The sequence below is a fragment of the Agromyces bracchium genome (genome assembly GCF_009709675.1).
GTDB classification, from domain to species: Bacteria; Actinomycetota; Actinomycetes; order Actinomycetales; family Microbacteriaceae; genus Agromyces; species Agromyces bracchium.
Window position 1 is genome coordinate 208,338 of record NZ_WMLB01000017.1, and the last position, 25,095, is coordinate 233,432.

The 25,095-nt window shown below is 71.1% G+C and carries 24 protein-coding genes and 2 tRNA genes; 13 read left to right on the forward strand and 13 right to left on the reverse strand.

The window, feature by feature from the left end; genetic code table 11:
- Positions 1–7: 7 nt before the first annotated feature.
- Both GJ743_RS06375 and GJ743_RS06380 read right to left on the reverse strand, forming a co-directional pair.
- Positions 8–1,288 carry an extracellular solute-binding protein gene (locus GJ743_RS06375; RefSeq protein WP_230386556.1) on the reverse strand — a complete coding sequence of 427 codons (1,281 nt, stop codon included), beginning with the start codon at positions 1,286–1,288 and terminating at the stop codon, positions 8–10.
- A 139-nt stretch (positions 1,289–1,427) separates the two neighbouring features.
- Entirely contained in the window at positions 1,428–2,612 is a 1,185-nt protein-coding gene (locus GJ743_RS06380; RefSeq protein ID WP_155051052.1) for a low temperature requirement protein A, read from the reverse strand.
- A 158-nt stretch (positions 2,613–2,770) separates the two neighbouring features.
- Here GJ743_RS06380 and GJ743_RS06385 point away from each other — a divergent pair, with 158 nt between their 5' ends.
- Positions 2,771–3,427 carry a DUF305 domain-containing protein gene (locus GJ743_RS06385; protein WP_155051053.1) on the forward strand — a complete coding sequence of 219 codons (657 nt, stop codon included), beginning with the start codon at positions 2,771–2,773 and terminating at the stop codon, positions 3,425–3,427.
- An 89-nt stretch (positions 3,428–3,516) separates the two neighbouring features.
- On the opposite strand, the gene GJ743_RS06390 is transcribed toward GJ743_RS06385, so the two are convergent.
- On the reverse strand, positions 3,517–5,286 hold the full coding sequence (locus GJ743_RS06390) for an LVIVD repeat-containing protein (RefSeq protein ID WP_155051054.1): 1,770 nt from the start codon (positions 5,284–5,286) through the stop codon (positions 3,517–3,519).
- 249 nt (positions 5,287–5,535) lie between these two features.
- Here GJ743_RS06390 and GJ743_RS06395 point away from each other — a divergent pair, with 249 nt between their 5' ends.
- Positions 5,536–6,258: an SOS response-associated peptidase gene (locus tag GJ743_RS06395; protein WP_155051055.1), complete on the forward strand. Its 723-nt coding sequence runs from the start codon at positions 5,536–5,538 to the stop codon at positions 6,256–6,258.
- A 36-nt stretch (positions 6,259–6,294) separates the two neighbouring features.
- Positions 6,295–6,684: a DUF2255 family protein gene (locus tag GJ743_RS06400; RefSeq protein WP_155051056.1), complete on the forward strand. Its 390-nt coding sequence runs from the start codon at positions 6,295–6,297 to the stop codon at positions 6,682–6,684.
- A gap of 41 nt (positions 6,685–6,725) precedes the next feature.
- On the opposite strand, the gene GJ743_RS06405 is transcribed toward GJ743_RS06400, so the two are convergent.
- Both GJ743_RS06405 and GJ743_RS06410 read right to left on the reverse strand, forming a co-directional pair.
- Positions 6,726–7,364, reverse strand: coding sequence for a DnaJ family domain-containing protein (locus GJ743_RS06405; protein WP_155051057.1), 639 nt, complete (start codon positions 7,362–7,364; stop codon positions 6,726–6,728).
- Between the two features lie 87 nt (positions 7,365–7,451).
- Complete coding sequence (locus GJ743_RS06410; protein ID WP_155051058.1) at positions 7,452–7,742, reverse strand: SHOCT domain-containing protein; 291 nt, start codon at positions 7,740–7,742, stop codon at positions 7,452–7,454.
- 147 nt (positions 7,743–7,889) lie between these two features.
- Between GJ743_RS06410 and GJ743_RS06415 the strand changes: the two genes are divergently transcribed.
- Complete coding sequence (locus tag GJ743_RS06415; RefSeq protein WP_155051059.1) at positions 7,890–8,825, forward strand: oxygenase MpaB family protein; 936 nt, start codon at positions 7,890–7,892, stop codon at positions 8,823–8,825.
- 172 nt (positions 8,826–8,997) lie between these two features.
- On the opposite strand, the gene GJ743_RS06420 is transcribed toward GJ743_RS06415, so the two are convergent.
- The 4 genes from GJ743_RS06420 to GJ743_RS06435 all read right to left on the reverse strand — a co-directional run bounded on the left by GJ743_RS06420 (position 8,998) and on the right by GJ743_RS06435 (position 11,046).
- The gene (locus tag GJ743_RS06420; RefSeq protein WP_328288866.1) at positions 8,998–9,576 is read right to left on the reverse strand and encodes a DUF305 domain-containing protein; all 579 of its coding nucleotides are present in this window, start codon (positions 9,574–9,576) and stop codon (positions 8,998–9,000) included.
- Between the two features lie 82 nt (positions 9,577–9,658).
- On the reverse strand, positions 9,659–10,090 hold the full coding sequence (locus GJ743_RS06425; RefSeq protein ID WP_155051060.1) for a hypothetical protein: 432 nt from the start codon (positions 10,088–10,090) through the stop codon (positions 9,659–9,661).
- A 147-nt stretch (positions 10,091–10,237) separates the two neighbouring features.
- Positions 10,238–10,858, reverse strand: coding sequence for a DUF333 domain-containing protein (locus tag GJ743_RS06430; protein ID WP_155051061.1), 621 nt, complete (start codon positions 10,856–10,858; stop codon positions 10,238–10,240).
- A gap of 112 nt (positions 10,859–10,970) precedes the next feature.
- Positions 10,971–11,046: transfer RNA gene (locus GJ743_RS06435), tRNA-Gly, on the reverse strand.
- A gap of 146 nt (positions 11,047–11,192) precedes the next feature.
- Between GJ743_RS06435 and GJ743_RS06440 the strand changes: the two genes are divergently transcribed.
- The 3 genes from GJ743_RS06440 to GJ743_RS06450 all read left to right on the forward strand — a co-directional run bounded on the left by GJ743_RS06440 (position 11,193) and on the right by GJ743_RS06450 (position 14,381).
- Entirely contained in the window at positions 11,193–11,429 is a 237-nt protein-coding gene (locus tag GJ743_RS06440) for a ribbon-helix-helix protein, CopG family (protein WP_155051062.1), read from the forward strand.
- 4 nt (positions 11,430–11,433) lie between these two features.
- The gene (locus tag GJ743_RS06445) at positions 11,434–11,862 is read left to right on the forward strand and encodes a TA system VapC family ribonuclease toxin (RefSeq protein WP_155051063.1); all 429 of its coding nucleotides are present in this window, start codon (positions 11,434–11,436) and stop codon (positions 11,860–11,862) included.
- Positions 11,863–12,026: 164 nt separating this feature from the next.
- Positions 12,027–14,381, forward strand: coding sequence for an arylsulfatase (locus GJ743_RS06450; RefSeq protein ID WP_155051064.1), 2,355 nt, complete (start codon positions 12,027–12,029; stop codon positions 14,379–14,381).
- Positions 14,382–14,393: 12 nt separating this feature from the next.
- Here the strand turns inward: GJ743_RS06450 and GJ743_RS06455 are convergent, their stop codons facing one another.
- From GJ743_RS06455 to GJ743_RS06465, 3 genes are all read right to left on the reverse strand, one after another.
- A complete protein-coding gene (locus GJ743_RS06455; protein ID WP_155051065.1) occupies positions 14,394–15,512 on the reverse strand; it encodes a hypothetical protein in 1,119 nt (372 codons plus the stop codon).
- A 9-nt stretch (positions 15,513–15,521) separates the two neighbouring features.
- On the reverse strand, positions 15,522–17,393 hold the full coding sequence (locus GJ743_RS06460) for a substrate-binding and vWA domain-containing protein (protein WP_155051066.1): 1,872 nt from the start codon (positions 17,391–17,393) through the stop codon (positions 15,522–15,524).
- Positions 17,394–17,459: 66 nt separating this feature from the next.
- On the reverse strand, positions 17,460–18,134 hold the full coding sequence (locus GJ743_RS06465) for a phosphatase PAP2 family protein (RefSeq protein WP_196216935.1): 675 nt from the start codon (positions 18,132–18,134) through the stop codon (positions 17,460–17,462).
- 34 nt (positions 18,135–18,168) lie between these two features.
- On the opposite strand from GJ743_RS06465, the gene GJ743_RS06470 reads away from it, so the two are divergent.
- Positions 18,169–18,708: a YaeQ family protein gene (locus GJ743_RS06470; RefSeq protein WP_155051068.1), complete on the forward strand. Its 540-nt coding sequence runs from the start codon at positions 18,169–18,171 to the stop codon at positions 18,706–18,708.
- A 43-nt stretch (positions 18,709–18,751) separates the two neighbouring features.
- On the opposite strand, the gene GJ743_RS06475 is transcribed toward GJ743_RS06470, so the two are convergent.
- Positions 18,752–18,838, reverse strand: a tRNA-Leu gene (locus tag GJ743_RS06475).
- Between the two features lie 306 nt (positions 18,839–19,144).
- Here GJ743_RS06475 and GJ743_RS06480 point away from each other — a divergent pair.
- The 5 genes from GJ743_RS06480 (at position 19,145) to GJ743_RS06500 (ending at position 25,085) form a co-directional block, all read left to right on the forward strand.
- Positions 19,145–19,945, forward strand: a complete 801-nt coding sequence (locus GJ743_RS06480; RefSeq protein ID WP_328288879.1) for an HAD family hydrolase — start codon at positions 19,145–19,147, stop codon at positions 19,943–19,945.
- Positions 19,942–22,464 (forward strand): glycoside hydrolase family 65 protein, encoded by a 2,523-nt coding sequence (locus GJ743_RS06485; protein ID WP_155051069.1) that lies wholly within the window; start codon positions 19,942–19,944, stop codon positions 22,462–22,464. The genes GJ743_RS06480 and GJ743_RS06485 overlap by 4 nt, the downstream gene beginning before the upstream one ends.
- A 99-nt stretch (positions 22,465–22,563) precedes the next feature.
- Complete coding sequence (locus tag GJ743_RS06490; protein ID WP_328288867.1) at positions 22,564–23,313, forward strand: DUF3662 and FHA domain-containing protein; 750 nt, start codon at positions 22,564–22,566, stop codon at positions 23,311–23,313.
- Complete coding sequence (locus GJ743_RS06495; protein ID WP_155051070.1) at positions 23,310–23,849, forward strand: FHA domain-containing protein FhaB/FipA; 540 nt, start codon at positions 23,310–23,312, stop codon at positions 23,847–23,849. Before GJ743_RS06490 ends, GJ743_RS06495 begins: the two co-directional genes overlap by 4 nt.
- A 3-nt stretch (positions 23,850–23,852) precedes the next feature.
- Positions 23,853–25,085 carry a PP2C family protein-serine/threonine phosphatase gene (locus tag GJ743_RS06500; protein WP_155051071.1) on the forward strand — a complete coding sequence of 411 codons (1,233 nt, stop codon included), beginning with the start codon at positions 23,853–23,855 and terminating at the stop codon, positions 25,083–25,085.
- The last annotated feature ends 10 nt before the right edge of the window (positions 25,086–25,095 follow it).

The following is a 25,095-nucleotide window of genomic DNA, read 5'->3' on the forward strand; positions in this document are numbered from 1 at the left end:
GTCGGTCTCACTCCGCCGTCTTCTCCGCGACGAGGCCGGCGACCTCGTCGAGGGTCGACTGCGCGTCGGATTTGCCCTCGTACAGCTTGAGGAACAGGTCGCTGATGTCGGTCGAGAGACCGGGCACGCGCGCCTCCGGCGCGTAGTCCTCGAAGCCGATGTCGCGCATGTCGAGGAAGGTCTGCGCGTGGGCCGGGTAGCCGTCCTCGAGCACGACCTCGTCCGCGCCGGCGATCGAGGGCACCGCGTTGCCGCCGCCGGAGAGGCGGAAGACCTGGCCCTCGGCCGAGAGGAACTCGGTCCAGAACGTGAACGCGGCGTCGGTGGCATCCGTCTTGCCGTTGATGGCGAGGTAGGAAGTGGCGACGCCGGTCGGCGCGGCCTGGCCGTCGGGCGTGGGCCAGCGGACGATGTCGTAGCTGTCCTGCTCGCCGGCGCTCGACACGGTGCCGATCGTGTAGCGCCCCTGGGCGAAGAAGCCCGCCTTGTGGGTCACGAACACGCTGTCGGCGCCTGCGCCCTCGGGCATCGTGTCGGCGACGACGAACGTGCCGTCCTGGAAGTAGTCGCCGAGCGTCTCGACCGCATCGACGGTCGCGGCGTCGTCGTTGCCGACGAACGCGCCCGACTCGTCGTACGCGTTGCCGCCCTGGGCCGAGATCCAGCTGTAGTGCGTCGCCCAGTAGTTCCAGAACATCGAGCCGACGAGACCCGCCTCCGCCAGGGCGTCGTTCATCTCGAGGTACTTCTCGGTGGTCCACTCGCCGTTCTCGGCGAGTGTCGCCGGGTCCTCGGTGATGCCCGCGGCCTCGAGGGCCTGCGTGTCGTACCAGAGCACGTCGGGGTTCGAGTCGTTCGGTGCGGCGTAGATCTCGCCGTCGGTCTCGGCTGCCCCGAACAGGCCGGGGAAGAAGTCGTCGGGGTGGGTCTCGCTCGCGTCGGATTCCATGAGCCCGGTGAGCGGCAGGAGCACGTCGGCGTCGACGAACTGGCCGATCTTGTCGTCGCCGATGTAGAACACGTCGGGCGCGGTGCCGCTCGTGAGCTGGGCGAGGAGCTTGGAGTGGTAGTCGCCGTAGCTGGCGACGGGCTGGAGCTCGACCGTGATGTCGGGGTGGCGCTCCATGAACTCCTCGTTGAACTCCTCGAAGCGGGTCAGCTCCTCGGGCGTTCCCCACGTCGACCAGACGACGGTGTTCTCGTCCGACCCTCCCCCGCCACCGCTGCAGGCCGCCAGGCCGACCGTCATCGCGCCGACCGCTCCGATCGTGAGCAGACGCCTCGTCATTGAGTTCGCACGGCGCATCGCGCCCCACCTCTTCCGTCATCGGTACTTCACCGGGAGCATCCCAGCACTCAGTATTTTGTATACAGAACGCAGATCGGTCAAGTCTCGAAACGACAACGGTGCTCGGCGAGCCCGGCGCTCACCCGCCCTTCGGCGCGCGCCGACGCATCCGCTCGACGCTCTCGCCGACCGCGGTGGCGACCAGCACGAGCGCCGCGAGCGACCCGGTACCGAGCGGGTCGAGCCACGGCGTCGCGACCGCGACGACGAGGATTCCGGCGATGCCGGCGAGTTGCGCCCGCATCCAGCGACGCTCGAGCACCCGTCGGAACAGCACCGTGCCGCCGAGGAACAGCAGCGGTCCCCCGAGCACCGTCACCACCGCAGCGACGCTCTGCTCGTGCGGGTGCCCGAGCACCTCCTTGTCGCCGACGCCGAGCAGCACGATGCCGCCGACGATGAGCAGGTGCACCCACGAGTAGGCGGTCCGGGCCACGCGTCCGGGAGCCTCCGCCGCCTCGATCGCCTCCGATCCGATCCGCTCGCCGTGGTCGAAGTAGATCCACCAGCACGCGGCGGCCGCGACGAACGCGGTCACGACGGCGATGACGCGCTCGGTCGACGACTCCTCCGCGACGAACGCGAACCCGGTCACGAGCAGCCCCTCGCCGAGCGCGATGAGCACGAACAACGCGGTCCGCTCCGCGATGTGCGCGCCCGAGACATCCCATCGCCCGATCTCCATGCGGCCCCGGCCGGGCACGGGGTAGCCGAGGACGCTGCCCACGAGTTCGAGCCCGAGCGCCGCCGCCCAGAACGGCAGCTGGGCGGGCAGCGGAAGCAGGGCTCCGACGATCCAGAGCGCCGAGCCGGCGAGCGCCCAGGCGAGCACGTTGCCGAAGTCGTGCGCGACCTGCCGGTCGTGCCGCGCCGTCGCCCAGACCATGAACGCCGCGCGGCCGAGCTTCAGCACGATGTACGCGAGCGCGAACGTCCACGCCCGGTCGCCGAACGCCTCGGCGATCGCCGCGCTCATCACGAACGCCACGAACGCGAGCGCGATGACCGCGACCCGCACCGGCACCCGGACCGGATCGAGCCAGTTCGTCACCCACGTCGTCGACACCCAGGCCCACCACAGTGCGCAGACCATGATCGCGCCCTCGAGCGCGCCGAGGAGCGTCTGGTTCTCGTAGAGGTACGCGCCGAGCTGGGTCAGTCCGAACACGAAGACGAGGTCGAAGAAGAGCTCGACGTAGGTGACGCGGGCGGCGCGCTCCGAGTCGGTGGGGCGCAGCACGTCGGCGCGCAGTCCGATGGCCATGCGGACATCCTGCACCCTGTCGGGCGTCGGCGGGCGGATGCCGCGAGCTCGCCGTTCGCGCGCGCCGGTGATCCGGGTTAGCCTGACGTGACCCGCGGCGCGGCGGGGTCGCCCGACCGCACGCGTGACGTTCCCTTCGACGTGGATGAGGTACTCGCATGGCGGCTTCGGCTCGGTCCTTCGGTGCGGCGGCGGCGCTCCTGCTGGCGCTCGGCCTGACCGGATGCACCACGGGCGACGACTCCCCCGAGTCGACCGGTCCCGTGGTCCAGCTCGGCGCGCCGGGCGAGGAGAACCGCACGCTCTCGCCCGACGAGGCAGCCGCCCTCGACTCGCCGACGCACTCGGAGGCTGATGTCGAGTTCATGCAGATGATGATCCTCCACCACGACCAGGCCCTGACCATGACCGGATGGGTCGACGAGCGGACAACGGACCGCGACATCCGGCTGCTCGCGGAGCGCATGCGCATCAGCCAAGAGGACGAAATGGACTTCATGGCCGGCTGGCTGCGGGATCGCGGCACCCCGCTGCGCGACGAGCACGCCGCGCACGGCGGCGGCCAGGACATGCCCGGGATGCTCACCGACGAACAGTTCGACCGGCTCGAGGCCGCCGGCGGCGAGGAATTCGAGCGGTTGTTCCTGGAGTACATGATCCAGCACCATTCGGGCGCCCTCGAGATGGTCGCCGACCTGTGGGCGTCGTACGGCGGGCAGGAACCAGCCATCGGCCAGTTCGCGCGTCACGTCGAGGGCGATCAGGGCATCGAGATCACTCGAATGCAGGAGATGCTCGCCGAGCGCACGTCGTAGCGCATGAGGAAGCCCGACGGTCCGGGGACCGTCGGGCTCCATCGTGCGAGAGCGGAGAGGTCGGGGTCCCCGACCTCCCCGCTCTCGGATCAGCGGAGGCTGGCGGCGAGGGCCTTGAGACCCTGCACCACGTCAGAGTCGGCCGGGAAGCCGGACTCGCTCGCGGCCGCGTTGAGCAGCCCGGACGCGGACTTGCCCGACTTGCTGGACTCGGCCTTGTCGATCAGCTTGTTCACCTTGTCGAGCTCGGCGCCCGACAGCGTGCCGGCTCGCGCTGCCTGGTCGACGTAGGACCGGGCGACTGCGAAGCTCGGCTCGTTGATCAGCATCGACTGCAGCTGGGCATTGAACTCGCCGAGCTCGACTTCGCTGGCCGCGGCGATCTCATTGGCGGTCATCATGGTGCTCTCGCCGAGCGCCATGGTGTCGAAGCCACGCGCGATCTCGCTCCCGACGACGTTGCCGTTGTACCAGTACGTCGACCAGTACCCGGCGAGGTTGAACGCGCCGGGGATGGCCGGGCCGCGGTCGAGGAACGCGATCTCGGTCGGGTTCGCCGTGTCGGTGAAATCGAAGATCGACACGCCGCCCTGATACCACGCCTGCACCATGATGTCGCGGCCTGGCACCGGGACGATCGAACCGTTGTGCGCGACGCAGTTCTGGTCGGTGCTCTGCGGCACCGGCAGCTTGTAGTAGCTCGCGAACTCGAGCTTGCCGTCGACGATGTCGAACAGCGCGTTCGCGCCCCATTCGGGCCGGTCGGTCGCGCGGCAACGAGCGCCCGTACCGCCACCCCACTCGTCGGTGAAGATCACCTTCGTGCCGTCGTTGTTGAACGTCGCGGAGTGCCAGTACGAGAAGTTCACGTCGGCAACCGCATCGGTTCGCACCGGGTTGGCCGGGTCGCTGATGTCGAGCAGGATGCCGTTGCCCTGGCACGCCCCCGCGGCGAGCCCGATCTCGGGGAACGCCGTGATGTCGTGGCACGTGTTGGTGTTCGGGCTCGGAGAGTACGCGGTCCCCGACGGATGCAGCGGCTGGGTCGGGCCGTTCTGCAGCCCGTTCACCGCCCCTGTCTCGGAGTCCTGGAAGATCCGCGGCTGGCTCACGATCGCCGCATTCTGGGGATCCGCGAGCGGCACCTTGATCACATCGATGCGCCACCGGGCCGCGTCCGCGGTCTCCGGGCCACCGGTGCCGCATCCAGCGAGCTCCGCTGCCGGGCGGAAGGTGCCAGAGGTGCCGGAGTTGTAGACGTAGACGTTGGAGGGGTCGTCCGGGTCGGTCACCAGCGTGTGCGTGTGCGACCCGCGGCAGGTCTGGACTCCGGGCAACTGCTCCGGCGCGTCGATGTTGCTGATGTCGAAGATGCGGACGCCGCGGAACCGCTCGAGGTTCACCGTGCCCGGAGCACCCTGGGTGCCGCAGTCGATCCGCCCGCGGGTCTCCTCGACCGACATGAAGAGCAGGTCGCCGTACACGGAGACGTCACCCTGGCCGCCGGGGCACACGAAAGAACTGCGGAGCGTCGGATTCACCGGGTCCGAGATGTCGTAGACCTGGAAGCCGTTGTAGTTGCCGGCGATCGCGTAATCGCCCGTGAACGCGAGGTCCGAGTTGACCTTGCCGAAGTCGTTGATCGCGCCGTCGAATGCGCCAGCGCGGGGCGTGTTCTTCAGCAGGTCGAGGTTGCTCGACGCGACCGGCGCGTCGAGGTAGCCCCCCGGCAGGTCGACGCGCGGGTCGTCTTCTGCGACGGCCGCGGTGGCCGTCATCAGCGACGCCCCGAGCAGCAGTGCTCCGGATGCCGCAAGCGCGCGCCTGCGCCACGGCACGGGTCTGGGTGAGGATCTCATCGGTGGTGCCCTCTCTCTCGCTTCGCGAAACGTGCTTCACATGCAATGAACGACGCCCTCCGACGAGCGAGCCGCACGACTTCGGGCGGCTCGCCGGCCCGGACGGGCCGATCTCTGCGTCTCACGCTACCGATGCGAATGCATTTGCAACAGGATGCGTTTTCCCCCGTACTGGGTGAGCGCGCCCGTGACGGGCGTCGGCGGCGCGGCGTAGGCTCGCGACATCCGGAAATCGAAGGGCGACCCGACATGTGCGGACGATTCGTGGTCTCGCAGCAGGCCGACGACCTCACCGCGGTCTTCGATGCCGAGAACGACTTCGCCGACTGGCGGCCGTCGTACAGCCTCGCGCCGACCGACACGGTGCCGATCGTGCGCGAGCGGGCCCGCTCCGACACGGGCGAGTTCGTCCGCCGCCTCGAGCCGGCGCGGTGGGACTTCCACCCCGCGTTCATGAAGGAGTCGAAGCGGCCGCAGTTCAACAGCCGCATCGAGACCGTCGCGACGAACGGGCTCTGGAAGGGCGCGTTCGCGTCCGGCCGATGCGTCGTGCCGATGCGCGGCTACTTCGAGTGGACGGGCGAGCCGGGCAGCAAGCGCGCGCACTACCTCCACGGCCCCGACGAGCTGCTCGCCGCGGCGGGCATCTCCACCGCGCGGAAGCTCGACGACGGCACGTGGGAGGTGTCGACCTCGATCATCACGCGCGAGGCGCGCGACGCCTCCGGCGAGGTCCACGACCGGATGCCGGTGTACCTGCCGCTCGACGCGATCGACCACTACCTCGCCCCCGAGAAGCTCTCGCCCGCCGATGCCTCGGCGATGGTCGACTTCCTGATCGCGCAGTCCGATCGCGTCGCGCCGACGATCTCGGAGTACGAGGTCGACCCCCGCGTGAACAACCATCGCCGCATCGACCCGCACGACCCGACGCTGATCGAACCGCTCGGCGACGACCCGACGCTCGTGTGATCCCGCTGCCCGCTCCCATATGAGAGAGGACCGACCATGACCGACTGGACCGACGACCAACTCGACCGCGTGGGCGCCGCCGACCAGCTCGAGATCGCCTCGGTGCGCGACGACGGATCGCTGCGCCCCTTCACGACCGTCTGGGTCGTCCGGATCGGCGACGAGCTGTTCGTGCGCTCCGCCTACGGACCCGAGAACGGATGGTACCGGCGCGCGAAGGAGGCGGGCGTCGGCCGGATCAAGTCGGCGGGCGTCATCCGCGATGTCGCCTTCATCGAGGTGCCTGCGGATGACGCGGGCCTGCACGAGGCGCTCGACGCCGAGTACACGCGCAAGTACGGCCCCAACCACGCGGCGCACATCATGGCGACCGTGCTCGGCGACGACGTGCGAGGCGTGACGCTCCGACTCGACGCCCAGGACTGAGCAGTCCGCGGTCGCGTCGGGTCGCGTTCGGCCGCCGCGGTTCAGCCGCGCCGGAACCATCGCCGGCGCGAACGCCTCGCGGTGGCCTCCTCGACGCGCGCCCGGTCCGCCTCCTCGGCGGCGACCCGCCGTCGCTCGTCCCGACGGCCGCGCCAGGCTGCGAGCTCGGCGTCGACGTCGCGCGTGGGCGTGACGACCGGCGGTCCGCCGAGCAGTTGCCGGCGCGCCTCGACGACCCGCGCGTTGAACTCGTCGAGCGCGACCCGCACGTCGTGCTCGCGGTGGAGGCGATCGAGGCGCTCCTCGAGCTCCGCCGCCTCGACGCGGAGCGTGAGCGCCGGCGGCCCGAGCCCGGTGAGCCGCTCGGTCTCGATCTTGCGGCGGATCCACCAGTCCGGATCGTGGCTGCCGAGTCCCGCGAGCGGCTTGCCCGCGCCCGGGAGGTCGTCGAACTCGCCCCGACGGATCGCCTGCTGGATCACGACCTCGACGTACGCCGCCCGTTCGGCGGCGAGGGATCCGGCCGTCGTCCGGTCGGCGGGCCGCTCCGGCTCCGGCTCCGCGGCATCCGTCACCTCGTCGTCGCGGGCGTCGGCGGCGGCCTCGCGCGAGAGCGCCGTTTCGCGCTCCCATCGCTGCAGGCGGTACTGCCACGCACTGCGTCGCGGGTCGTCCACCATCCGCCATCGCCCCCGTCCGTCCGGCCGGTGCATCGATGGTAGGTCGTCCGCCTGCGAGACGCACCCCTCGGCAGGAGCCGCCGCGGTCTACCCCGTCCGGCCGCCGCGACGCCCCTCGTCGAGCGTCGCCATCAGCGCGCGGAACTCGTCGGGAGAGATCTCCCCGCGGGCGAGCCGCTCCTCGAGGATCTGCTTCGCGCGGTCGGGTTGCGCGCCCCCGGCCGCGTCGTACCCGGACGTGGCGCCGGTTCCGCCGTGCCCGGAAGCCGACCGTACGAGCAGCACGATGAGCACCACGATGCCGCCGATGACGAGTGCACCGAACAGGAGCCCCGGAAGCCACATCCACCATCCGCCGAAGCCGTAGTCCCACATCATCGTCGCCACCTCCCATCGGCACCCGGCCGGCCGGGCCCGCCGCTCATCCAGCCAAGCTCATCGCGAGCGATTCGACCGGGTCGTTGGGCCCGGCGGACCGCGACGCAGGGACGACGACGACGCAGGCATCCCCGCTACGCTCGGCGCATGCGCATCGGACGCAGCCATCGCCGGCTGCACGAACTCGAACGGCTCGATCCCGCGACCGACTACGAGCGCATCACGCGCGTCGACGGCACGCTCGAGTTCCCGTGGGACCTGCAGCAGTCGCTGAGCTTCGCCCTGTTCCGCACCTACGCCGTGCCCTCGATCGGCGGACTCCTGTACGAGACCGGCGAGTTCGAGCGCGATGCGCAGAAGCGCCACGACGACACCGTGCTCATCCTCGACGCGATCGCCGTCGATGGAATGGAATCCGACGACGGCCGTGCCGCGGTCCGCCGCATGAACCGTATGCACGGCCGCTACGACATCTCGAACGACGACCTGCGCTACGTCCTCGCGACCTTCGTCGTCACGCCGATCCGCTGGATCGCCGCGTACGGCTGGCGGCGGCAGTCGCGAGTCGAGATCGACGCTGCCGTGCAGTACTACCGGCGGCTCGGCCGGCTCATGGGCATCCGCGAGATCCCCCAGACGTACGAGGCGTTCGCCGAGTACATGGACGCGTACGAAGCGGAGCACTTCCGCCTCGACCCACGCACCCGGGTCGTCGCCGACGCGACGCTCGACCTGCTCGTCACCTTCTACCCCAGGATGGCGCGGCGGATGGTGCGTGCCTTCTCGATCGCGATCCTCGACCCGCACCTCCGCGCGGCCTTCGGCTACCCCGAACCGTCGCGCTTCGCCGTGCGCGCGTCGCACGGCGCGCTCCGGCTCCGCGGCCGGATCGTCTCCCTGCTCCCGGCGCGCCGGAGGCCGCAGTACGCCCGCGACCTGAAGCGCATCCGGAGCTACCCGGGCGGCTACCTCGTCGAGCAGCTCGGGACCTTCGCGCCGGAGGAGGCGGCCTCGGGGGCCGTGGCGGGCACCCCGCCGACCGCAGCACGACGGGTCACCCCCCTGCCGGAACGAGCTCCGTGACCGTCTCGCCGAAGTCATCGGATGCCACGATCCCCCGCCCGTGTCCTGTCAGTTGCCGCCGACCTGCGTGGGCTCGGCGGGGCCGGCTCCGGCACCCGGATACGAGGCTCCCAGTGCGTCGGTCGGGAGCTCCCGGACGCCGGGTCGCTGCGTCATTCCGAGCCCCCGAGCATCACCTGCATCTCGGCGATCTCCTCCGTCTGCGCGAGGACGATGGCCTCTGCCAACTCGATCGCGTCGGGGTGCCCGCCCTGCGAGATCCCGTCTGCGCCATCTGCACCGCGCCCTCGTGGTGCACGATCATCTGCTGCAGGAACAGGCGGGAGGCCTCGTCCCCCGTCGCCTCCTCGAGGATCGCGAGGTCGTCCTCCGACATCATCCCGTCGCCGTGGTCCATCCCGCCCATGTCGCCGAGCTCCTCCGCACCCCACGCCTCGAGCCATCCGCGCATGAGGTCGATCTCGGGCTGCTGCGCCTCCATGATCTCGGTCGCGAGGTCGCGCACCGAGTCGTCGACGCCGTCCTTGGCGAGCAACTCCTCGCTCATCTCGACGGCCTGCTCGTGGTGCGGGATCATCATCTGCGCGAACATCACGTCCGCGGGGTTCGCCGAGGCGGCGGGGGCGGATGCCGCGGCGTCGCCGGTTCCGCTGCCGACGGGTTCGCCGGGGTCCGCGCCGGCGCAGCCGGCGAGGGTGAGAGCGGCGGCGAGCGCGGTCGCCGCGGCCAGGGTCGTACGTGTGGTGTGCATGGTCTTCTCTCGATCGTGGATCGGTACTCGGAATCGGGGGTCCGACGGCTCCGCGCGTTGCGGGGCCCGGACATCGCCCGACTCAGGTCCGGCTGATCGAGAGTGCGTGGAGGTCGGGTCGGAGCCGGGCGAGCGGCGCGAGGCATCCGCTCGTCGTCGGTGCCTGCATGATCACGCGGAGCCGACCGAGGGCGCCTGGGCCGGCGGCGAGCGCGAGCACCGCGGCGAACGCGAGCGTGAGCGCGCACGCGACGGCGACCGCGCAGTCGAGGAGGAGCGACCCCGCTGAGCCGTCGGATGCCGCGGGCCCGGCGAATTCGGCAGGCACCAGCGCCGCGGCGGATGCGGCAACCACCGCGATCGCGTCGGCCGCGAACATCGGATCGTGGTGCGTGCCCGCGTGCTCCCCCGCCGTCGCCGGCATCGACGCGGCCGTCGACGCCTGCGCGGAGTGTGCGCCGTGCCCGCCGCCGACGTCGTGCATCGCGACGAGCCCGAGCGCGATCGCACCCATCAGGAGTGCACCGAGCAGGGCCGATCGGAGGGATCGGCTCCCGGGGCGCGCTGCAGCTCGGAATCGACGCATCCGCACCTCCCTGCTCACCTCGGCGATACCCCCTGAGCGTACGTCACGCGGCCGCTCGCGAAGCTGGGACGCTGCTCAGAACACCTCTGGCAGCGTCGACCGGTCGAAGCTGAAGACGCCCGCGAGGTCGATGCCGCGCACGGTGCCCTCGGCGTAGTACGCGATGCCCCATTCGTCGATGAACGACCCGTCTGCGAACGTGCATGGCGCGACCACCGGGTCGTCGGGATCCTCGGGCGCGGTGAGGCCGCCGCCGTCGGCGGTCGCGCCGAAGCTCGTCGTGCCGCCGAGCGACGCGCAGAGGGCGGATGCCGGGTTCCCGGGCGGATCGTCCGGGATCTCGGTCCGCGACAGGTAGGCGAGCGCGGCGAGCGTCGGCTCGTCGGAGGTGAGGGTGACGAGGTCGACGTAGATCCGCGAGTCGGCGTCGTCGTCGAGCGTCTGGAACCGGCACACGGCGACCGGGTCGCCGAGCGGCACCCAGTCCGCCTCGTCGAGGTTCGTACCCCAGGCCGGCTGACGCTGCTGCACCTCGCCGCCCTGCTCCTCGCAGTAGGCGGCCGCATCGGCCAGGTCGGCGGCGGATGTCGCGGGGTCGCTCGCCGTCGGCGGAGCAGGGGGTTCCGTGCACCCGGCCAGGCCGAGGCCGGCCGCGGCGATCAACGCGATGCCGGCCATCCGTCGGATCGGTCCCATGCGCACCTCGCTCCTCGTTCGCGTGCGTGCCGACGCGCCCCAGACTAGACGGCGCGATCGACGATCGACTCAGCATGGTCGCGAAGGACGGTGATGCGAGGGGGCCTTGACGTGGAGCGGATGACGGGGTTCGAACCCGCGACCTTCACCTTGGCAAGGTGACGCGCTACCAACTGCGCTACATCCGCATGGAGACGGCTCCGCCGCTCCGGTGCCGATCTTCCGACCGGCTGGATGAGCCTACCGGACCCGCGGCCCCGTCGATGACCGCCGCCGCCGCGGCATCCGTCGCAGATTATCGCATATCGGTGCATATGTGCGTATGCTCAGGCATATGCGCACCACGATCATCCTCCCCGACGAGTTCGCTCGCGCGGTCCGGGAGCGCGCGAGGGCCGAGGGCCTGACGTTCACGTCGTTCCTCGAGCAGGCGCTTCGCGAGCATCTCGATCGCCTCGACTCACGGGTGGAGGGGCGGCCGTTCGCCGTGGTTCCGTTCGAGGGAACAGGGCTCCGCCCCGGCGTCGACCTCGCCGACTCCGCAGAACTCCTCGATCGGATGGAGCGGTGAGCGCATGCTCATCCCCGACGTGAACGTGCTGGTCGGCGCCCATCGCACCGACTCCCCCGACCACGACCGGCTGCGCGCCTGGCTCGAGTCGACCGTCGCCGGGCCCGAGGCGCTCGGCCTGACCGACGCCGTGCTCGCCGGGTTCGTCCGCGTCGTCACGCACCCGCGCGTCTTCGTCGACCCGACTCCGCTCGAGACCGCGCTCGAACAGGCGGAGACGCTGCAGGAGGCCCCCGGCGTCCATCGCGTCGCCCCGGGCGCCCGGCACTGGCGGATCTTCGTCGACCTCTGCCGCACCGGCTCCGCGCGCGGCAACCTCGTCGCCGACGCCGCACACGCCGCCGTCGCCATCGAGGCCGGCGCGACCTGGGTCAGCCTCGATCGCGACTTCGCCCGGTTCCCGGGCCTCCGCTGGCGGTCACCGCTCGAGTGATCGCCCCGCGAGAGCCGGGTCCGGTCGGACCAGCCTCGCCCACGCCGTCGCGCCGGGATGACAGGATCGAAAGCGACGCGCTCGTCTCGAGGCGCGTCGTTCGGGGGAACGATCTCAGCCCGGTCGCGCGCGACTCGGGCCCCGGGTCGGTGAGGAGCGCAACCATGGCATTCGACGAGTCGGAGGGGCCGGACCGGTACCGCCTCCCGATCGGGTGGGCGCGTGCTGCGGCCGACACCCCGGTCGATGCACGAGACGCGACGAAGCCCGCACCGGCGGCACCGCTTCGACCCCCAGCCGGAGCGCCGAACGTGCTGATCATCCTGATCGACGACATGGGGTTCGGCGCGAGCAGTGCATTCGGCGGCCCGTGCGAGATGCCGGTCGCGGAACGGGTCGCCGCCGAGGGCACGCGGTTCACGCGCTTCCACACGACCGCACTCTGCTCCCCGACGCGCCAGGCGCTGCTGACGGGGCGGAACCACCACACCGCCGAGATGGGGGCCCTCGCCGAGGTGGCGACCTCCTTCCCGGGCTACACGGGCGTGCGTCCCGACGACTGCGCCACGCTCGGGCAGGTGCTGCGGATGAACGGCTATTCGACCGGCATGTTCGGCAAGCACCATCAGACGCCCCCGTGGGAGACCAGTCCCTCTGGTCCGTTCGACCGGTGGCCGACCGGCGAGGGGTTCGAGAAGTTCTACGGCTTCATCGGCGGCGACACCCACCAGTGGGTCCCGGCGCTCGTCGACGGCACCCGGCCGATCGAACCGCCGCGTACGCCCGAGGAGGGGTATCACCTCTCGGAGGACCTCGTCGACCAGGCGATCGCGTGGCTCGGCGGGCTCGACGCGCTCACGCCGGACAAGCCGTGGTTCACGTATCTGTCCTTCGGTGCGACCCACGCGCCGCACCACGTCCCGAAGCGCTACCTCGACGCGGTCCGCGGCCGGTTCGACCACGGCTACGACCGCGAGCGCGAGCTCACGTTCGAACGTCAGCGCGAACTCGGCGTCATCCCGCCCGACGCAGAGCTGACGGCGCCGAACGAGAAGATCCCCGCGTGGGACGACCTGGAGGACGACGACCGTCTCGTCGGAACGAGGCTGTTCGAGGCGTACGCGGCGATGGCGACGCACACCGACGAGCAGGTCGGGCGGCTGCTCGACGCGCTCGAGGAGCAGGGGGTCCTCGACGACACGCTCGTGTTCTACATCCTCGGCGACAACGGGGCGTCGGCCGAGGCGGGCGCCTACGGCACGTTCAACGAGATGGCGTACCAGAACAACGTCCTCATGACGACGGCCGACATCACGCCGAGGCTCGACGACATCGGCGGCCCCAAGGCGTTCAACCACATGCCGTCGGGCTGGGCGCACGCGATGAACACCCCGTACCAGTGGAGCAAGATCGTCGCATCGCACTGGGGCGGCACGCGCACCGGCATGATCGTCCGCTACCCCGGACGCGTTCCCGCGGGCGAACGGCGCTCGCAGTTCACGCACGTCATCGACATCGTGCCGACGATCCTCGAGTACGCGGGCCTGCCCGAGCCGGCGCAGGTCAACGGCGTCCCGCAGAGGGCCCTCGAGGGCGTGAGCTTCAAGTACGCCGTCGACGACTCGGCGGCGGCGGAACGCCACCATACCCAGTACTTCGAGATCGGCGGCAACCGCGGGATCTACCACGACGGCTGGACCGCGGTCACGCAGCACTGGCTGCCGTGGCCCGACCCCGACGACGTCGTCCCGGCGCTGGCGGATGACACGTGGGAGCTCTACGGACCGGATGACTGGACCCAGGCGCACGACCTCGCGGCGGAGCAACCGGACAAGCTCGCGGAACTGCAGCAGCGGTTCCTGATCGAGGGGGCGAAGTACAACGTGCTCCCGATCGACGACCGGCAGCGCGAGCGGTTCGACCCGGTCGTCGCCGGCCGGCCCGACCTGATGCGAGGACGCACGCGCCTCACGCTGCGGCCGGGCATGTCCCGGTTGAACGAGAACACGGTGCTCAACGTGAAGAACCGCTCGTTCACCGTCACGGCGGTCGCGACGCTGCCGACGGATGGTCCCGCACAGGGCGCCCTCGTCGCGCAGGGCGGGAGCTTCGGCGGATGGGCGCTGTACTTCCGCGACGGCCTGCTCGGGTACGCCCACAACTTCGTCGGCATGCACACGTCCACCGTGCGGAGCGCGGCGCCGGTACGCGGCGGCGAGCACGTCCTCGAGATGCGCTTCGACTACGACGGCGGCGGCGCAGGCAAGGGCGGTGAGGTCACGCTCCTCTGCGACGGCGAGCCGATCGGGAGCGGACGCGTCGACCGGACGGTGCCCGGCCTGTTCTCGTTCGACGAGGGCATGGACATCGGCTGCGACAGCCTCGACCCGGTCGTCGAGGACTACCTCACCCCGAGAGGCGAGTTCACCGGCACGATCGCGACGGTCACGATCGACATCGCCCCCGACGCGGAGCACGACCCCGACCTCGTGCTCCGGGCGCGGTACCGGAAGCAGTAGGCGCGTCGGGGGTCAGTCGCCGGACCGCGGCGGGACGTCCTCCTGCGCGCCCGACGCGCGCTCGGCTGACGGAAGCGCGCCCGGCGCGCCCTCGCGCGCCGCGCCGTCGCCCGACGCGCGCTCGAAGGCTCGCTCCCACTCCTGCAGCTCCTTTCGGCCGCCGATGAGGCCGTCGAGCGACACCTGGAAGTGCAGCCCCCGACGGGCGTTCACCTGCTTGATGTTCTGCACGAGCTCGCCCGACACCGCGACGACGGCCTCGCGCACCTCCCGCACGCGCTCCTCGGGGTCGTCCCAGAGGTGCGGGTGGGTGAGGATGTCGAGCAGGTAGTCGCGGTCGAGCGCGGCGGTGAGCTTGCGGAGCGTGTCGTCGTACTCGATGGCGGCGATGCCGCGCTGTCCGGCGCCCGCCCCGCCGCCCGCGCGATCGAGCCGGACGAACAGCTCCTCGACGTTCTCGGCGATGCCCATCATGTCGTTCGCGGTCTGCGCGGCGACGGCGTTGCCGCGCGCACCGACCTGCGCGTACTCGGCAGCGAGCGACCGCAGGTTGGCCACGTGCCGGCGGATCGGTTCCGGGAGCTTCGCGTCGACCGCACCGCGCCCACGGCGCCGACGCGCCCGGACCACCCCGAACACCGCGCCGGCCGCGGCGACGAGCACCGCCGCGCCGATCACGAGCCCGAGGATCGGTCCGATGCCGGCCCCTCCGTCGCCGCCACCGACGAGCGGTGCCGGCTCGTCGGCGGCCTGCACGCCCTGCACCGTCTCGGTGAGCGCGACGTCGAGGCTGCCGGCGCCGGATTCCGCCTCGTTCGCGATCTGCATCGCCTCGCCCGCGTCGAGCACGCGCGACCCGGCCGACAGGTCGTCGCCGACGGCGACGATGATCGTGTCGTAGCCGGTCGTCTCGGCGAGTTGCGTCACGATCTCGGGTCCGGATGCCTCGAGCGCGGCGTTGTCCGAGAACACGGCGACGGCGATCGAGTCGTCGCCGACCTGCGCCAGCAGCGCGTCCTGCAGCGCCGATGCCCCGTCCACCTCCGACGAGACGTAGACCGGGGTCGACTGCAGCGCGTCGGACGCGTCGTCGACGTATCCGTCCGCCGCGGCGTTCATCAGGCCACCCATCCGACGCCCCTAGAAGTTGTTGATGACCGACGCGAACACGAGGTCGATCTTCGCGGCATCCGAGGCGTCGAACCACTGGCCGCCGGTCGCCTCGGCGATCCGCTGCAACGAGCCCGTGTCGGCGCCCTCGCCGTACGCGATCGGGAAGATCCGCACCGGGGCCGCGTCACCGCCCTCGCGGGAGGTTCCGCCGATCTTCGCGATCAGCGAGTCGATCGAGATCGACGAGTCGGTGTCCTGCCCGTCGGAGAGCACGACGATCGCGTTGATGCGACCGGGCTCCGCGCGCGCGACCATCTCGTCGTACGCGACCGCGATCGCGTCGTACAGCGGCGTGCCCTCGCGGTTCGCGTAGCGCAGATCGTCGATCGACGCGCTCAGCGTCTCGCGGTCGGATCCGAGCGCCGAGACGTCGCGCAGCACGAGGAGGTTCTCCCCCGCCGAGGAGTCCACGCCCGTCGTGAACGCCCACATGCCGACCTCGTCGGTGCCGCGGAAGTGTCCGAGCGTCGCCTGCGCCCCCTCGATCGCGCCGTCGAGCTTCGACCGCCCGTCGCCGATGGGGTCGTCCATCGAGCCGGACACGTCGATGAGCTCGAGCACCGACGAGGGCTTCCGGATCTGCGTCCACTGGTCCAGCGCCGCCGAGACGACGTCGACGGCCGGCCGGGGCAGCGTGATCGCCGGGCCGGCGGGGTCGACGCCGTACTGCTCGGTGAAGAGGTCGCCGAGCGGCACCGACTCGTCGAGCGGCCGGAACCCGTACTCGGGCAGGATGCGCTGGGCCGGCTCGGTGGCGAGGAAGTCGACGAACGCCGCCCCGGCGGTGCGCTGGACGTCGGTCACCCAGTCGGCGCCGAGCACGGTGATGGGGTTGTCCGACCACATCGACCCGCCCGACGGATAGATCGCGACGAGCTTCTCCTTCGGCGGCGTCAGCGTCTCGCCGGGCTGCACCGTGTGCGAGTCGGGGTTGCCCTGGTTGTAGTTGAGCATCGAGGTCTCCTCGAGCGCCACGGCCGAGACGTAGCCGGAGCCGCCGGCGCCGTTCTGCGTCTCGTCGTACAGCGTCGTGAGCACCTTGCCCGTCGTGTCGCCGTAGTGGATCACGCACTCCTCGAACACCCGCGAGAACTCCTCAGCGCCCGCGACATCCGCTGCGGTGAGGTCGGACGTCTTGCCGGATGCCTCGTACGACTGCATCAGGATCGCCGACAGGCCCGTGGTCGACGTGTTCGGGTTGGTCTTCGAGATCTTGAACGAGCCCCAGATCGGCTTGCCGGCGCTGCTCCACCCGTCGGGGTCGGCGCACAGCGCTTCGAGGTCGGAGATGCCGATCTCGGCGTCGGGCCACCCGAGGGCCTTCGCCATCGTCTCGGGCATCGCGAAGATGATCGGCGTGTGGGTGAACGACACGGGTTCGCCGACGAGCGAAGCGGATGCCGCGGCCGCGACCCGCTCCGTCCACACGGTCGAGGCGGGCGACCAGAGGGTCGGCCAGCGCCGCGCGTCCTCGTCGGGCCAGTCGCCGCCCGCGGTGAGGAACCGCGTCGCGTCGCCCGACGACACGTTGACCGGCCGCACCGTCGCGCACTCGTCGAGCCCCGCGTGCTCCGGTGACTCCTTGAAGGCGGCGGCCAGGGCGTCGAGCATGTTGACCTTCTCCGACGAGGTCGCGACGACGACGCTCGTGCAGCCGTCGTCGGCGAAGTCCCCGCCGTCGATCGGGCCGGTGTCGACGTCGTCCTGGCCGAACGTGCAGGCGCTCAGGGCGAAGGTCAGCGCGGCGACGACGGTCACCGCGAGCCCGCCGCGAACCCCCCGGCGAGACGTCGACGTGATCGCGGGTCGAGCGGCCGTGCGCCGCGGAACGGGTGCCATGTGAACAGGTTAGGTCCCGCGAATATCGTTCGCATCACGGTCCGGACACTCGTGTCCCCGACGACCTCAGAGGAGCTCCCGCCGCACGACTCCGGCGCTCCAGCGGCCGAGCAGCAGGCCGGCGACCGTGTCCGAGATGTGGTGCTGCCCGCGGTGGATGCGCGAGAACGCGATGGCCCCCGGAATCCCGTATCGGAGCAGCGGCCCGAGCGCCCGCGCGCCGCGGACTCCGTACCGGTCGAGCAGGTCGGCGAGCGTGGTGTGCAGGGCGACGGATGCCGCGGTGTGGCCCGACGGGAACGAGGAGGTCGCGTGCGGCGGCTCGGGCCGCCACACGCCCTGCGGACGCGGCCGACCCACGAGCGCGGCGGATGCCACGAAACAGGCGGTCTCGAGCGCGAGCGCCGCGGCGGGCGCGACCGCGGCGCGCGGGTTGCGCGTCAGCACCCAGGTCACGGCGCACCAGACGGCCCCGTTCGCGATCGTCTGCGGCACGCCCGAGTACCACGAGAGCGGTGCGGTGATCCGGTCGAGCGGCCCGCGCGGTTCGGCCGTGCCCTCCGGCGCGTCGCCCGCGCCGTCGTCGTCCGGCCGATGGCCGGACGCGGCCTGGAGCGCGCGCACCGCGCGGTCCTCGGCGGGATCGTCGCCGCCGACGAGCCGTACCGCCCGGCCCGCCGCCGCGAGCACCGCGATCGCGCCCAGCCCCGGAAGGACGAACGAGCGGAGGACCCGGCGCATGCCCCGCAGCCTAGTGCCCGTAGGCTCGTGGACCATGGCCCTCGGTGCGACGATCCACACGTTCGACGTGCAACTCGCGGACGTCGACCGCGGCGTCTACGAGAACCCGACGCTCCGCGTGGCGCGCCACCCCTCCGAGACGGACGCGTTCATGGTGACCCGCCTGCTCGCCTACTGCCTGGAGTACGAGGAGGGCATCGACTTCAGCGAGGGGATCGCCGCCACCGACGAGCCCGCCGTGCTCGTCCGCGACCTCACCGGACGCGTGACGGCGTGGATCGAGGTCGGCGCCCCGGATGCCGAACGGCTGCACCGCGGCGCCAGGCTCGCCGATCGCGTCGCCGTCTACACGCACCGCGATCCGGCGAAGGTCGCCGCGGCGTGGGCTGGGAAGAAGATCCATCGCGCCGAGGAGATCCCGCTGGTCAGCTTCGACCCCGGATTCGTCGACGACGTCGCGGCGGTGCTCGAGCGCCGGAACACGATGACGCTCTCGATCACCGAGCGGCACGCCTACCTCGAGCTCAACGGGTCGAGCTTCAGCACCGCCATCCACGAGCAGCGCGCGGGCTAGATGCGAAAACGGCCCGATCCCATCCGGGATCGAGCCGTTCCTCTGGTGCGCAAGGGGGGAGTTGAACCCCCACGCCCTCACGGGCACACGGACCTGAACCGTGCGCGTCTGCCTATTCCGCCACTTGCGCATACCGCTTCGCACGAGGTGCGAACCAGCCAACCGAGACTAACACAGGTGGTCGGTGCACCCGAATCGAGCGGATGCCGCGGCCGGGGGCCGCACGCGGGCCGGAAACGGCGAGCCGAACGGGTGACGGGCACCCTTGGCATCCGCTCAGAACCGACGCCGCATCTCGCGCCGCCGCCGACCACGGGCATACCCTTGCACCACGGCACCGGCGCCCGACCGACACCCCTGATTGAAAGGATCGCCCGTGACCCACCCTCGCGACGCGCATGCGCCCGTCGATCCGCACGACGTCGACCTCGGCGGCATCCGCGGCTGGCTGTTCGACCTCGACGGGGTGCTGACGCCGACGGCGGTCGTCCACATGCACGCGTGGGCGCGGCTGTTCGCGCCGTTCCTCGAGGCGCAGGGTGCGGAGCCGTATCGCGACGCCGACTACTTCGCCTACATCGACGGCAAGCCGCGCTACGACGGGGTCCGGTCGCTGCTCGAGAGCCGCGGCATCCGCCTGCCCGAGGGCGAGGTCTCCGACGCGCCGACGGAGGAGACCGTGCACGGGCTCGGCAACCGCAAGAACGAGGCCTTCAACGCGACCCTCGCCGAGGAGGGCGTCGAGCCGTACCCCGCGAGCGTCGCGCTGCTCGACGCGATCGAGCGTGCGGGCGGGGATGTCGCGGTGGTGTCGAGCTCGAAGAACGCGCCCGCGGTGCTCGAGGCCGCCGGGCTCGCCGAGCGCTTCGAGGTCGTCGTCGACGGCGCCGTCGCGGCACGCGAGGGCATCGTGGGCAAGCCGGCGCCCGACATGTTCGAGCGCGCGGCCGAACTGCTGGGCCTCGCACCCGAGGAGTGCGCCGTGATCGAGGACGCCGAGTCCGGCGTGAAGGCCGGCGCGAGCGGGCCGTTCGCGCTCGTCGTGGGCGTCGACCGCGGGGTCGGACGCGAGGCGCTCACCGAACTCGGGGCCGACGTGATCGTCGACGAGCTCGACGAGCTGATCCCGGCGCTCGAGCGCGCCGGCGAGACCTCCGCCATTCTCAACGACGCGGCCGACCCGCAGACCCCCACCCCCGGCGCATCCGCCGTTGCAGAAGAGGAGGACCGCGCATGAGGTTCGCCGACACCGATCCGCTGAACCGCACGATCTTCCCCGTCGACGAGTGGGCGCTCGTCGAGACCGAGTTCGGCAGCGACGACATGGGCCGCACCGAGACGCTGTTCGCGGTCGGCAACGGCTACCTCGGCCTCCGCGGCAACGTCGAGGAGGGCCGCGACGGCCACGTGCACGGCACGTTCATCAACGGGTTCCACGAGACCTGGCCGATCCGCCACGCCGAGGAGGCGTTCGGGTTCGCGCGCGTCGGGCAGACGATCGTGAACGCTCCGGATGCCAAGGTCATCCGCCTCTACGTCGACGATGAGCCGCTCGTCATCACCGAGGCCGAGATCATGGGGTACGAGCGCCGGCTCGACTTCCGGCTCGGCGTGGTGAGCCGCCGCATCGAGTGGCGCACCCCGTCGGGCAAGCGCGTGCTCATCACGAGCCGGCGCATGGCGAGCTTCACCGACCGGCACCTCGGCGTCATCGACTACGAGGTCGAGATGCTCGATGCGGATGCCGCGGTCACGATCTCGAGCCAGCTGCTGAACCGGCAGGACGGGCGCGACGAGTACCGCAGCGGCGTCACCGAGGCGCCGGGCGCGTTCGACCCTCGCAAGGCCGAGACGTTCACCGAGCGCGTGCTGCAGCCGCGTGTGCAGAAGAAGTCGGAGGACGGCCGCTACGTCCTCGGCTACCAGACGACGAATTCCAAGATGGCGATCGCGGTCGGCGCGCAGCACTCGATCACGACCGACAACGAGTTCAGCGAGAGCGGCTCGATCGGCGACGACCTCGCCAAGCACATCTACCGCGTCCGCGCGCGACAGGGCGTGCCTATCCGCATCACCAAGCTCATCAGCTACCACACGGCCCGGAAGGTGCCGGCGCGCGAGCTCGTCGACCGCTGCGAGCGCACGCTCGACCGCGGCGCCGAGATCGGCGTCGCCGAGCTGTTCGCCCAGCAGCGCTCGTGGCTCGAGGACTTCTGGGCACGCTCCGACGTCGAGATCTCCGGCCAGCCCGAGTTGCAGCAGGCGACCAGGTGGAACCTGTTCCAGCTCGTCCAGGCGACGGCTCGCACCGACGGCGGCGGCGTCGCCGCGAAGGGCGTCTCGGGCTCCGGCTACGGCGGGCACTACTTCTGGGACTCCGAGATCTACGTCATGCCGTTCCTCAGCTACACCGCGCCGATCGTGGCGCGCAACGTGCTGCGCTTCCGGCAGCGGATGCTGGAGCCCGCCCGCGCCCGCGCGCTGGAGATGAACCAGCACGGGGCCCTCTTCCCGTGGCGGACCATCAACGGGCTCGAATCGAGCGCGTACTACGCGGCGGGGACCGCGCAGTACCACATCGACGCCGACATCTCCTATGCGCTCACGCAGTACGTGGCCGCGACCGGCGACGAGGACTTCCTCGCGCGCGGGGCGATCGACATCCTCGTCGAGACGGCGCGCATGTGGGAGGACCTCGGGTTCTGGCGCACGAACGCCGACGACGTGTTCCACATCCACGGGGTCACCGGTCCCGACGAGTACACGACCGTCGTGAACGACAACCTGTACACGAACGTCATGGCGCGCGCGAACCTCGCGGCCGCGGCATCCGCCGTCGACGACCTGCAGGTGCTCGACCCGCACGCGCACAAGAAGCTCATCGAACGGCTCGGCGTGACGCCCGCCGAGGTGGCCGGATGGCGCCGCGCCGCCGCGCACATGCACATCCCGTTCGACGAGAAGCTCGGCGTGCACCCGCAGGACGCCGCGTTCCTCGAGAAGGAACTGTGGGACCTCGAGCACACGCCCGACAACCGGCTCCCGCTGCTGCTGCACTACCACCCGCTCGTCATCTACCGCTTCCAGGTGCTGAAGCAGGCCGACGTCGTGCTCGCCCTCTACCTGCAGGGCGACCGGTTCACGACCGAGGAGAAGCTCGCCGACTTCGAGTACTACGACCCGCTCACGACGGGCGACTCGACGCTGTCGGCGGTCGTGCAGTCGATCATCGCGTCCGAGGTCGGGTACCACGAGCTCGCGCTCCGGTACTTCCGGTCGGCCCTGTTCGTCGACCTCGCCGACCTGCACCACAACGCCGCCGACGGCGTGCACGTGGCGTCGACCGGCGGCGTGTGGGCGGGCCTGGTGTCCGGTTTCGGTGGATTCCGCGACCACAACGGGCGCTTCACGTTCGATCCCCGGCTTCCCGACGGCTGGGAGCGCCTGTCGTTCAAGCTGACGATCCGCGGAACGCGCGTTCGGGTCGACCTGACCGAGGACGCGATCCGGTTCCGGCTCGAGACCGGCGGGCCCGATGCCGAGCTGGTGCTCGGGGTCCGCGGGAACGAGGTCGTCGTGACGGCCGACGCCCCGGTCGTCGTCCCGCTCGACGGGCACGGCGCACGTCGCGTCGGGGCGCCGACGATGCAGAACGTCCGCGGCGCGCGCCGGGCCGACGGCACCCTGCTCACGGCGTCGATCCCGACGCTGTCGCTCGACGTCGACGAGGAGGAGCAGGCCGCGATCTTCGATTGAGTCGAAGCTCTCGGAACCGCATCGTTCCGCCCGTGGCCCGGCGGGTTCGCACGGGCTGCGGTTAGCATGTGAGTCGAAAACGCACCGGACGGGAGACCTGTGGGCCTACTGGACAACTTCGAGAAGGGTCTCGAGCGCGCGGTCAACGGCGCGTTCGCGAAGACCTTCCGCTCGGGGCTGCAGCCCGTGGAGATCACCGCCGCGCTGAAGCGCGAGATCGACACGAAGGCCGCCGTCGTCTCGCGCGACCGCGTGCTGGTGCCGAATCGCTTCATCGTGCGGATGTCGCCCGCCGACCACCAGCGGATGGACTCCCTCGGTCCGGCGCTCATCGACGAGCTCACCGATCTCGTGCAGAAGCACGCGGCGAACCAGCGGTTCCAGTTCGCCGGCGGCATCTCGATCGTGCTGCATCCCGACCCGGGCCTCTCGGAGGGCATGGTGCAGGTCGAGTCGCAGAACGTGAAGGGCCGCGTCGCCTGGACGCCCGTGCTCGACGTCGACGGCCGCCGCCATCCGATCCTCAAGGGCCGCACGGTCATCGGGCGCGGCAGCGAGGCCGATCTCACGCTCGACGACTCCGGCGCCTCGCGCCGCCACGCCGAGGTCCAGTGGGACGGCCAGCGCGCCCGCGTGCGCGACCTCGGCTCCACGAACGGCACGCAGCTCGATGGGCGGCCCGTGAAGGAGTCGGTGCTCGAGCCCGATTCGGTCATCACGATCGGCCGCTCGCGTATCGTGTTCCGGGTGCTCGCCCAAGCCGACCCCACCGACACCGCGGCCGCCCGCCGCGTCGATCCGGCCGCAGAGCGTCGCGACGGCGGCGGGTTCTGGGGGCCCGAGCGATGAGTGAACTCACGCTGCTCGTCCTGCAGCTCGGCTTCCTGCTGCTGCTGTGGGTGTTCGTGTTCGCCATCGTCTACGCGCTGCGCAGCGACCTGTTCGGCCAGCGCGTGCGCAAGCTGCAGCCGGATGCCGCGGCCGCCGGCGCAGCGCCCGGCCCCGCCCCGGCGGCGAACGCGACCGCCCCGACCGCCGCGGTCTCCAAGCCGGCGCCGGTGCCGTCGGGCGGTGGTGGCGATGCGACCGCCGAGAACGCCTCGCGGCTCGTCATCACGTCCGGCGCGAAGTCCGGCGCCGAGTTCCCGCTCGGGCGCGACGAGATCACGATCGGCCGTTCGAGCGACTCGGCGATCATCATCCGCGACGACTACACGTCGACCCACCACGCCCGCCTCATGCTCTGGAACGGTCGCTGGATGATCCAGGACCTCGACTCCACGAACGGCACGTTCCTCAACGGCTCCCGAGTCACCGTGCCCACGCCCATCCCGCTCGGAGCCACCGTCAAGGTCGGAGCGACGACGTTCGAGCTGCGGCGGTAGCCCATGGCCAGCGTCAAGGCGAGCGCGGCGGTCTCGCACGTCGGTCGGGTCCGCGCGAGCAACCAGGACTCGGGCTACGCCGGCCGCCGACTGTTCCTCGTCGCCGACGGCATGGGCGGCCACGCCGGCGGCGACGTCGCGAGTGCGATCGCGACGCGCCGCATCGCCGAGGCCGACGCCGACTACGACTCGTCGGCGGATGCCGCGGCGGCCCTCGAATCCGCGCTCCTCTCGGCGAACCGCAACCTCGAGGAGACGGTCGCCGAGCACTCCGAGCTCACCGGCATGGGCACCACGACGAGCGCGATGCTCGTGCAGCAGGACCGCGTCGTCATCGCCCACATCGGCGACTCCCGCGTCTACCTCTTCCGTTCGGGCGAACTCAGCCAGGTCTCCACCGACCACACCTTCGTCCAGCGACTCGTCGATGCCGGTCGCATCACGGCCGAGGAGGCCATGGTCCACCCGCGGCGCTCGGTGCTCATGCGCGTCCTCGGCGACGTCGAGGCATCCCCTGAGATCGACACCATGGTGATCGACACCCACCCGGGCGACCGGTGGATGATGTGCTCCGACGGGCTCTCGGGCGTCGTCTCGTTCGACGACATCCACGAGATGCTCTCGGCGGACGCCGGTGCGAAGCAGGTCGCCGACCGACTCGTGAAGGCGTCGCTCGACGGCGGCGCCCCCGACAACGTCACGGTCGTGGTCGTCGACATCGGCGATCCGCCCGCCCCCGACACGCCGCCGCTCATCGTGGGCTCGGCCGCCGCGCCCCTCGCCTTCGGCACGGCGCCCGAGCCGGCGCGCCGCCCCGGCATCCGCCTCACGCCGTTCCGACCGCACCCGGTGCAGGAGACGCACTTCGAGCCCGACTCGGAGGAGTACTTCGACGAGCTGATCGAGGAGGACGAGCGCCGGCGGAGGCGTCGGCGCATCATGTGGGGCGTCTGGATCGCGCTGCTCGTCGGCGCGATCGTCACGGTCACCACGCTCGGCTACCAGTGGACCCAGACGCGGTACTACGTCGGCGAGTACAACGGCCGCGTCGCGATCTACCAGGGCATCCAGCAGGATCTCGGCCCGATCTCCCTGCACCGCCTCCACTCCGAGACACCCGTCGACATCGCCGACCTGAAGGCCTACGACCAGCAACGGGTCGAGCAGACGATCACCGCGGGCACGCTCGAGGAGGCCATGCGCATCGTGGACCGATTGGAGGAGTCCGTTGACTGACCGAGGCGCG